We start from the raw sequence: 9761 nt of genomic DNA on the forward strand, positions 1-9761 counted from the left end.
TATTATAAAGCCAGTTTGGTGCTTCCTTGATACAACTCAAAACCAATATCCCATCACGCTTGCAGCGCTCATATATCGCATCGTAGTTCCAACCGCCACGCCGCGTTGGATTAAATGTATAGCTCCCGGGGCTATCCTCCAACTTCTCCCAATCCAAATAATGACGGACACCACTGAAAGACTTGATTAAAGACATCTTGGGCTCGAAAATCGTAGAGCCAGCTCCTGGTGAATTTGGATCCTGCAAAAAATTCCATTCATAAACATTAACCCCAAGCATGTCATTAAACTTGATTTTATTTTTTTCGCTCACATGTGGGTTGGTGACCGAATAAATGGAATCTTTATCGCTTCTGTTTACACAATTTTGAAGTATAAAAGAAATCGACAAAACATATAGTATAGCTTTCATGTTGTAACGACGAAAAGGTTTAAAGTGCGGATTTATACATTGAAACTATAAAAACCTCTTGACAGGTATGATTTCATTTTTGAAATTATCAGCATCATCCCAATATATTTGAATAAACATGATTTTAGCGTTTTGGATTTCCTTTTTTATAATATTCTATACTTTCTTTGGTTATGGGATTTTACTTTACGCCCTGGTTAGGGTAAAACGAATATTTAGAAAACCCTTTCTATTCTCACAATTATATGATTTACCCACGGTTACAGTTATGGTTGCGGCATTCAACGAAGAGGATCTTATAGAAGAAAAAATCGCAAACTGCCTGGAATTAAATTATCCTAAAAATAAAGTGCAATTTATTTTTATTACCGATGGATCTTCCGACCGCACCCCTGAACTAGTAGCCAAACACCCCGAAATATCTTTGCTGCACGAAAATCAGCGCCTTGGAAAAATGGCAGCCATAAAAAGGGCTATGCCTTTTGTCTCCGGACAAGTTACCGTTTTTACGGATGCTAATACATTTTTAAATAAGGATGCACTTACCCAATTAGTGAAGCACTATCAGAACCCTAAGATTGGAGCAGTAGCTGGCGAAAAGAAAATTATGGTTAACCAGTCCGCCGATGCAAGTTCTGCAGGTGAGGGATTCTATTGGAAATACGAGTCGGCCCTTAAAAAATGGGATTACGAACTCTATTCTAATGTCGGGGCCGCGGGCGAGCTTTTCAGTATTCGAACCGATTTGTATCAGCCAGTAGAAACAGATACGATTATCGACGATCATATGATAGCCATGCGTATCGCTGAAAAAGGATATATCATTGCATATGAGCCTAATGCTTATGCTCTCGAAACCGCATCCGCCGATTCAGGAGAAGAACTTAAGAGAAAAATTAGAATTGCAGCAGGTGGCATACAATCGGTGTACAGGTTAAAAAAAGCCGCTAATCCATTGAACAACCCCTTACTGACTTTCCAATATTTTAGTCACCGGCTATTACGCTGGGTACTGACACCCTGGCTAATGATATTATTGTTCATTCTCAATATATTAATCGTCATCCGTTATCCGGAGTACGGATTATATTTAATCACACTCTTTCTGCAGATATCTTTTTACATCGCAGCCCTACTTGGATGGTTTTTAGAGAGCAAGAAAATCAAATTAAAAGCTGCATTCATCCCTTTTTATTTTAGCATGATGAATTATGCTGTAATTGCCGGGACATTTCGTTACTACAAAGGCGCTCAGTCTGCTGCCTGGGAAAAATCGAAGCGAAAATAAAACCTGCAAATTCATTGCCTTGGGGGGTTTTGTAGTTTCCATCCTCGTAATTAAATTTATTCTGCCTTAATAAATTTGGAAATGTCTAAAATCATTCTGATTTTCGTACACAAACTATCCTATGTCTTCAATTGGTTATGAAAAAGTTAAAAACTGATATATCCTATTTGAATTCTTTCGACACCCCGATGGATAGCGATTATCAAATTAGTACTGCAGTAGTGTCTACAATAATCTATAACCCTATATACGGGATAAATTACGAAGAATTCGGTGATGCGAACAAAGAACAGAGAGATATCTTTTTGAAAAGCAAATGTCGGGAAGCCGAAATTGTAATTGCGACGCTTAGCCAAATGTTTGAAGGGGAGATTTCTACTATGAATATTGAGAATTCTGATTTTCCGGTAGCCTGCATTTTGAAAACCAACAAAACGCTTACTGAAAATGAAATCAACCATATCTTATCGATTTCACGGAATCTCCAGATAATCTGACCAAAGATAAAACTTCACCGTTTTCGGTCCCCGGTCAAAAAAAACTTTCAGGCCTGCCAAATGTTATTTATCCACAGGAATCAATCATCCTGTGAAATTTGCTTTTGGATAGTCCTGTTAATGCCTTATTGAACGTCGAATGTGGGGATATACCGACCGTGTATTGGTCGAACGCCCAACCTGGCAATCTGACTCCCGGGATGATCGAAATATGGCGATTTGATCTGAACTCATATATAGACACTATTCCGGAACTTTATGAACTCCTTAATGATGAAGAGAAAGCCAAATCTGCGAAGTTTTATAATGAGCAGGATCGCCATATGTTCATTGCCAGCAAGGCTTTATTGAAGTCGCTCCTTAGCAGGTATTTAAATATCGAACCCGGAAAATTATCATTTTCCTTTGGCAAAAATAAGAAACCGTACATACAAAACTCCTTCATTCATTTCAACGTATCTCACTCCGGAAAATGCATTTTAATCGCTGTATGCGATGAGGAAGTGGGTATTGATGTAGAATATTACAGGCACATGACTATACAGAAAGAGGACATGTATAACATATTTACGGAGGCTGAGATAACTTTTATTGCAGGTCACAATCCTTGGAACGAAATTTTTCATAAATTGTGGACAAGAAAAGAAGCACTGGTAAAAGCGACATCCCAGGGTATTCCGGATGACCTGAAAGGCATTCCTTGCCTAAACGGCACACATCTTGTTAACCAAAGAGTGTTAAATAGCTATGCAAGCTGGACAGTTTATAGTTTTGAAGCAGATGAATATTATGCTGCTAGCGTAGCCTTTAAGGGCGGTGATAAAAAAATAACCTTTAATAAATCACTGCTTAAGTAAGTTTGAGAGTTACGATGCACACAAAAACTTAATTCTACTGTTAAAGAATTGAATTTAACCTAAGGGAAAATACGCTAAAAATTATAGCTTACTAATGAAATTGGTTTCACCCGAAAAACAGTCGGAAATCTTTAAAGGACCTTTGCCTGATCAACATATAGCGTATTGGAAAGCGAAGTTACAGGGAATTTCCCCGATAAAGTTGAACGAAATAATTGTTCCCTCAGGACCGTCGTTTGGAAAATTAACCTTTCCACATGACCAGGAAGAAACATTCTCTTTTTCAATCAGCAGAGAAGCGGGGGAACAACTTAATATACTAAACAGCAACCATCGGACGAGTTTAACGACTACTTTATTGGCAGTCTTTAAAATAATGCTGTATCGTTTCACGAATCAATCCGATCTATGTATTGGAACCCATTTATCCAGAACTGTTTCTATGGACGGGATTGTGGGATATTCATCGAATACACTTGCCCTTAAATCGCATCTTGATGGAGAGATGCTATTCTCAGATTTCCTGACGCAGATTGAACTTACTATTACTGAAGCATTGAATCATCAGCCGGTGAACTTAAATGATATTTTAGGTGCTGATGCCGGCCAAGGAACATCAAATTTCAATCCTTTAGACATCCGGTTCTCTGCTGAGCATGAGAGCGGCCTGATAAATCCTGCTCCGTTATCTTTAAAAAGCCCGTCCGAGGATTTCACTGCCGGGTCTGATCTCAATTTTAAAATTCTTATTTCTCCCGAAGGGCTTCAGGGGGAGATTACCTACCGCACTTCCTTGTATGATAAGCAGGGTATTGAAAAAATGGTTAAATACTATATAAATCTTTTGGATTCAGCCTCAGTATCCGCTCAGCAAAAGATCGGTGCGATCGCAATGATTCCGGAAGATGAAATATTATTCTTTGAGAATTTTAACGACACAATCACAAATTATTCTGATCAAAAAACTATCGTAGACCTTTTTGAGGAACAAGTGGTGAAAACGCCCGAAGCTACCGCTCTGATAAGACTCGAAAATAGCCTTAGTTACCGAAACCTGAACGAACGTGCCAATAAGTTAGCCAGATATTTAGTTAGCCAGGGTGTTAAGCCAGGAAGTAATATCGGACTTTTGGCCGGCCGTGATTTTGACATGATCATTGGCATGTATGCGATTATGAAGACAGGCAGCGCTTATATTCCTATTGATCCGGAATACCCCGCTGACCGGCAAAAATACATACTAAATCAATCTTCAGCCAGTTATGTAATCACCGATGCAGATTACCCGGAAGCAGACTTGTTTTCAGACCTCAAAGTCATAAAATTAAACAAGGCCGATCTGGAACATTTTGATTCGGGGAATTTGAATATACAGGTGCCAAGCAATCAGTTGGCTTATACTATTTATACATCTGGGTCTACCGGCGTACCAAAAGGTGTAATGATCGAACATCATTCTGCAGTTAATTTGATAGAATGGGTCAATAAGACATTTAATATTAACACCAATGACCGTGTCTTATTTATCACCTCCATGTGTTTCGATCTTTCGGTTTACGATATTTTTGGTCTACTGTCTGCAGGAGGTGCGGTAGTAATTGCAAGCCAGCAGGAAGTAATAGACATTGAAAAACTAAAAAAGTTCCTTGTTGAGTATAAAATCACTTTTTGGGATTCGGTTCCCACCACTATGAACTACCTGGTTAAAGAGTTAAAATCGGGCAAAGAAGATTTTGTCCTGAATTCTCTTCGGCTGGTATTTTTAAGCGGCGACTGGATTCCTATTCAATTGCCACGGGAGATTAAAAGCCACTTTCCAAATGCAAGGGTAATTAGTCTTGGAGGAGCGACGGAAGGAACTGTATGGTCGAATTTTTACGAAGTTGAAAAACTGGATACATCCTGGAAAAGTATACCCTATGGAAAGCCTATAGCAAATAACTTCTTTTACGTACTTAATGAGCAACTTAGCCCGGTGCCTGTTGGCGTTATGGGCGATCTTTTTATTGGCGGTGTAGGTGTGGCAAAGGGGTATGCAAACGACCCGGTAAAAACGCATCACTCTTTTCTTGAAGATCCCTTTAATTCGAAAGCTGGCGGAAGGATGTATCGGACGGGAGATCTCGGCAGAATGATGCCAGACGGAAACTTAGAATTCTTAGGCCGTAAAGACAGCCAGATCAAGATCAGAGGATTTCGTGTAGAACTGGGTGAGATAGAAAATGTACTCAACAAATCCAGTCTGGTCAATCAGGCGGTTGTAACCGCCCGAACTGATGCTGATGGAAATAAAAATCTGATTGCCTTTATAGTACCTAATGGAGAAAGTTTCGACAGAAAGGAAATTCTGGCTTATTTAAAAAGCAAACTTCCTGAATATATGATTCCTTCTATATTCGAAGAACTTAAGGAATTCCCGCTGACCTCCAATGGAAAGATTGATAAAAAAGCATTATTAAATCTTGAAATTACCGAAACCGGTGCTAAATATGCCCCCCCTAGAACAGAACAGCAGTTAAAGCTTGTCGAAATCTGGCAAGAGATACTTGGGGTTGAAAGAGTAGGTATCCACGATAATTTTTTCGAACTGGGAGGTCATTCATTAATGGCTGTCAGGATGATAACTAAACTGGAAGCAGAAATAGGCATACGTTTTCCCTTGTCTATTTTATTCAAGTATCCAACCATAAATTCATTATTATCCTCTAATGAAGTTCGACCATCGAATTTAGAAAACCAATGGAAATCATTAGTAGCGATTAAGGATTCCGGCAGCAAAATACCCATTTATATCATTCACGGTAGCGGTCTGAATGTCCTTAATTTCAGCAGCATCGCCAAATTCGTTGATCCGGAACAACCTGTTTTTGGATTACAGGCTAAAGGACTAAGCGGCTTGGAAGATCCTTTAGATGACATGAACGAAATTGCAAGTTCATACATCAAAGAGATACTGGAACACAATCCGTCTGGACCTTATGCTATCGCTGGGTATTCCTTCGGGGGCTATGTTGCTGTTGAAATGAGAAATCAGCTCGAGGCAATGGGAAAGGAAGTTAAAATGCTGGCTATTTTTGATACCAATGCAGTTGATTCAGAAAAGTATAGGAAATGGCCAAATAATTTGTGGAATAAAATCAAAAATCAGGGGCCGAAATTCCTTTGGATAATGGAATCATTATTTTCCAAACCGGCAACAACCATAAAATATCAATCGTTCTTATTAAACAGGGCCGTCAAGACCGCTGTCAGCAAACTTACGGGAATAAAGACGATGGATCCGAATACATTTTATACCCGGCTTGACAAAATCACGGAAAAACATCTTTACGCATTTCAGAATTACACGTTAAGGCCTTTCAATGATACCGTGCATTTGTTCAGGGCAAAAGAAAGAATCTATTTTGTAAATGACTTCCATTATCTCGGCTGGAGGAAATATGCACAAAAGGGAGTCAAAATCTATGAAGTTCCTGGAGATCACAAAACAATGCTGCTGGACCCACATGCCCGGGAGTTTGCCCGTGCTCTTCAATACGCCTTAGATAACTGCTGACAAAAGGAGAAGCGGCATAATATCTTTAGGAGCCCGAAGCCCGGCAGTTTCTAAAAACATCAGCACATATTGCTCAGCTTTAAAAAAACTATTTTTTTCATAGAAGGAAAGAGCTGGCATATACTTTTGAGTCATTAAGGTAATGCTTCCAATATTATTGTTATTCGCGTATTCTTTTGTAGAATTCATTAATGTTTGTCCATAACCTTTTCCTTGTTCCTGAGCCGAAACAAACAGTTCGTCGATCATTAGCTGATCATCTATCCACCAGGTTTTGACATGTGCAAACATTGCTCCTACAAGTTCTCCTCTTTCGTAAATAACAAATCCAACAAATCGTGAAGATTCGAAAAGTTCGGTTAAATATAGCATGGCTTTGGAAAAGGTCCACTGGTAGTTCCAGGGACGACCGTTATAAGCTTTAATGATCAGGTTCGCGCAATTTTCTAAATCTTCTTTCTTAAGCTCCTGTACTTTCATTAATATTAAACAAGTTGGGTCCGGAATTGTTTATAGATCGAAAGACGGGATGATGAAAAAAAAAGACGCTTAATTGTTATGATAGTCGGTTACAATTATGCCTTCGCTTGAATTACCGTATTTGTTTATATAGAAGTAAACAAGGATTACAGGAACTATGTAAGCGGTGAGGTAGACTGCCTTTTGAAGTGATATAACAATTACAATGCATGTAATCAGGAGAATAAGCAAGATTATTGCAGCTCTAGAATATTCTTTTTGATGAACAGCTGGAAGGAATCCGTCATAAAAACCCCACAACACAGCAATTATTGACAAAGGCCATAATAAAGATCCAAAACAGAGTAATATAAACATTACTGAATTCAAAATCAGTTCCTCAGTCCCAATTGCCAATATGAGATCAAACATCATCGCAACAACAAATAAATCGTTAAAAATTGAACTGCTTCACTTATCCCACAAATGGGAATGTTTTTTATATAACCACAAAGTAAAGAAATCTGTTGGAAAATCGCGAATTAAATGTTACCGAATTGTTAAGATTAACGAAGTTAAACAAACAAGAAGTGCCTTTCTTAGTTAACAAAAGGTATGATTGAAAAGAAAGTGAAAGTTTACTTCCCGGGATTGAATGCATTAAGATTTCTCGCGGCCTTTTTAGTTTTCGCTTCACATGTAGAACTTCTAAAGTCAAGAAATGGCTTTGAAAATTATTATTATACACCTACAGTTTACGCATTAGGCGGCTCTGCTGTCACATTCTTTTTCGTTCTTAGTGGCTTTCTTATCACCTATCTATTATTTATCGAAAAAGATGTCACCGGTAAAATTTCTCTCGGCCAGTTCTATTTGCGGAGAATTTTAAGAATCTGGCCACTGTATTATACAGTTGTACTGGCCGGCTTTTTCATTTTTCCGCATATTCCATATCTGCAGGATTCTCTCTCCGGTAATCTTAATGATGACTTCTACTCGAAACTTCTGCTATTTCTACTTTTATTGCCAAATGTTTCATACGTTTTATTTCCTCACACCCCTTATATTTCGCCTGCATGGTCGATCGGAGTTGAAGAGCAGTTTTATCTAGCCTGGCCATGGTTACTTTCAAGGACCAAAAAGCCTTTACGCTTGTTTATCGTTCTTTTAATCGGAATTTATCTGATAAAGGTTATTTTGAGTTTGATCCTACTTATTTCGAATAATCAAGCAGATGAGATAGTTCAAATAGGTCTTAATATCATGTATTTTACCCGATTCGAATGTATGATCATCGGCGCTATTTTCGCATATATCCTCCATCGAAAAAAAGTCGGTTTAATTAAAATTCTCTTCAATAAATACCTGCAAATATTTGCCTATATAGCCATAATCGCTCTCCTGGGAACAGGTTTCCAAATTCCGGCTTTAAACCAAATAATTTATTCGAGCCTGTTCGGTATTATCATTTTGAATTTATCGTCAAACCCTGCCACTATCTTCAAACTGGAGAATAAAATCCTTAATTATCTTGGTCAAATCTCTTTTGGCCTGTATATGTATCATGAATTATCCATCGGTATCAGCATTCATTTCCTGAAGGATCTTTCGTTTAACTTTAATAATAGCGGCCCTAACCTCTTACTTTATACTTTCGCCCTTTTGGTTACGATCGGCATAGCCTCGCTATCATATTTCTTACTCGAAAAACCTTTCCTAAAACTGAAAACGAGGTTTTCCAAAATCGCAACTAACTAGAAAACGCTTCGAGAAAACGATGATACCAAAGATTATACATTATTGTTGGCTGAGTACTGATCCGATCCCCCCAAAGCTAGAAGTCTACTTGAAAAGCTGGAAAAAGCAGCTACCCGATTATGAGTTTATTTTATGGAACTTTGACAGATTTGATATCAATAATAGCCAATGGGTGAAGGATACAGTGAAACATGAAAAGTTTGCCTTCGCCGCCGACTATATCAGGCTTTACGCGATTTATAATTATGGAGGGATATACCTGGATATGGATGTGGAAGTTATCAAATCATTTGATCCTTTTCTTCATCTAAATTCTATGCTATGTTTCGAAAAACAAGGAGAGTATTTCGAGATGGCGGCATTTGGAGCGGAAAGGCATTCGCCATGGGTGAAACAGTGCCTTTCTCACTACGACCAGAGAACATTTGTAAAAAAAGGCAGATTAGAAACCAAGATTCTGCCGCTAGTCATCATGGAGGCACTAGCCCCGCACTTTAAAATTATTCCCGTAAAAGATTCGCAAGAGGCAGTCATATACTCCCATGACCCCTTTGAGCTTAGAGTGCTGCCCAGCGAGTTCTTTAGCCCTAAGGATTATTGGACCGGACAAATAGAGATCACGAATAATACAATTTGTATTCACCACTTCATGGGCTCATGGCTTCCACGATATTTAAAAACGGAAGCGCGGGTTTGCGAATATCTGGGCATCAAAAATCCTAAGCTGTTTGAAAAAATTAACTGGAAACTTAGGGCTTTCAAATTACGGCTGTTTAAATAGCCCTCCTGCCACTTAGGACTATACTTGCTAAACGGTTCGAAAATACTGCTTTCCACACTTTATCGTTTTTAATACCCATTTGGCAATGAAATTCGAATTTTTTAAATCAAAAAAGCCCCAGATTTCTCTGAGGCTTTCCGGTGGTACCAGCTG

The 9761-nt window shown here is 38.6% G+C and carries 7 protein-coding genes and 1 pseudogene; 6 read left to right on the forward strand and 2 right to left on the reverse strand.

All coding sequences use genetic code 11. The features are described from left to right. Positions 1-412: pseudogene (locus WBJ10_RS16050) on the reverse strand (hypothetical protein); the annotation flags it as partial. Between the two features lie 118 nt (positions 413-530). Between WBJ10_RS16050 and WBJ10_RS16055 the strand changes: the two are divergent. The 4 genes from WBJ10_RS16055 to WBJ10_RS16070 all read left to right on the forward strand — a co-directional run bounded on the left by WBJ10_RS16055 (position 531) and on the right by WBJ10_RS16070 (position 6610). Next, positions 531-1700 (forward strand): glycosyltransferase family 2 protein, encoded by a 1170-nt coding sequence (locus tag WBJ10_RS16055; RefSeq protein ID WP_424292108.1) that lies wholly within the window; start codon positions 531-533, stop codon positions 1698-1700. Positions 1701-1837: 137 nt separating this feature from the next. Further along, entirely contained in the window at positions 1838-2197 is a 360-nt protein-coding gene (locus WBJ10_RS16060; protein WP_424292110.1) for a hypothetical protein, read from the forward strand. Positions 2198-2295: 98 nt separating this feature from the next. Then, positions 2296-3054 (forward strand): 4'-phosphopantetheinyl transferase family protein, encoded by a 759-nt coding sequence (locus WBJ10_RS16065; RefSeq protein WP_424292112.1) that lies wholly within the window; start codon positions 2296-2298, stop codon positions 3052-3054. A gap of 94 nt (positions 3055-3148) precedes the next feature. Next, positions 3149-6610: an amino acid adenylation domain-containing protein gene (locus tag WBJ10_RS16070; protein ID WP_424292114.1), complete on the forward strand. Its 3462-nt coding sequence runs from the start codon at positions 3149-3151 to the stop codon at positions 6608-6610. On the opposite strand, the gene WBJ10_RS16075 is transcribed toward WBJ10_RS16070, so the two are convergent. Continuing rightward, a complete protein-coding gene (locus tag WBJ10_RS16075) occupies positions 6596-7090 on the reverse strand; it encodes a GNAT family N-acetyltransferase (protein WP_424292116.1) in 495 nt (164 codons plus the stop codon). The two genes, WBJ10_RS16070 and WBJ10_RS16075, sit on opposite strands and share 15 nt — an antisense overlap. A gap of 594 nt (positions 7091-7684) precedes the next feature. Between WBJ10_RS16075 and WBJ10_RS16080 the strand changes: the two genes are divergently transcribed. Together WBJ10_RS16080 and WBJ10_RS16085 are read left to right on the forward strand one after the other, a co-directional pair. Next, complete coding sequence (locus tag WBJ10_RS16080) at positions 7685-8827, forward strand: acyltransferase family protein (protein ID WP_424292118.1); 1143 nt, start codon at positions 7685-7687, stop codon at positions 8825-8827. A gap of 19 nt (positions 8828-8846) precedes the next feature. Further along, complete coding sequence (locus WBJ10_RS16085; RefSeq protein WP_424292119.1) at positions 8847-9608, forward strand: glycosyltransferase family 32 protein; 762 nt, start codon at positions 8847-8849, stop codon at positions 9606-9608. Positions 9609-9761 lie beyond the last annotated feature (153 nt).

The sequence above is a fragment of the Daejeonella sp. genome (assembly GCF_049655485.1).
Classification (GTDB): Bacteria; Bacteroidota; Bacteroidia; order Sphingobacteriales; family Sphingobacteriaceae; genus Daejeonella.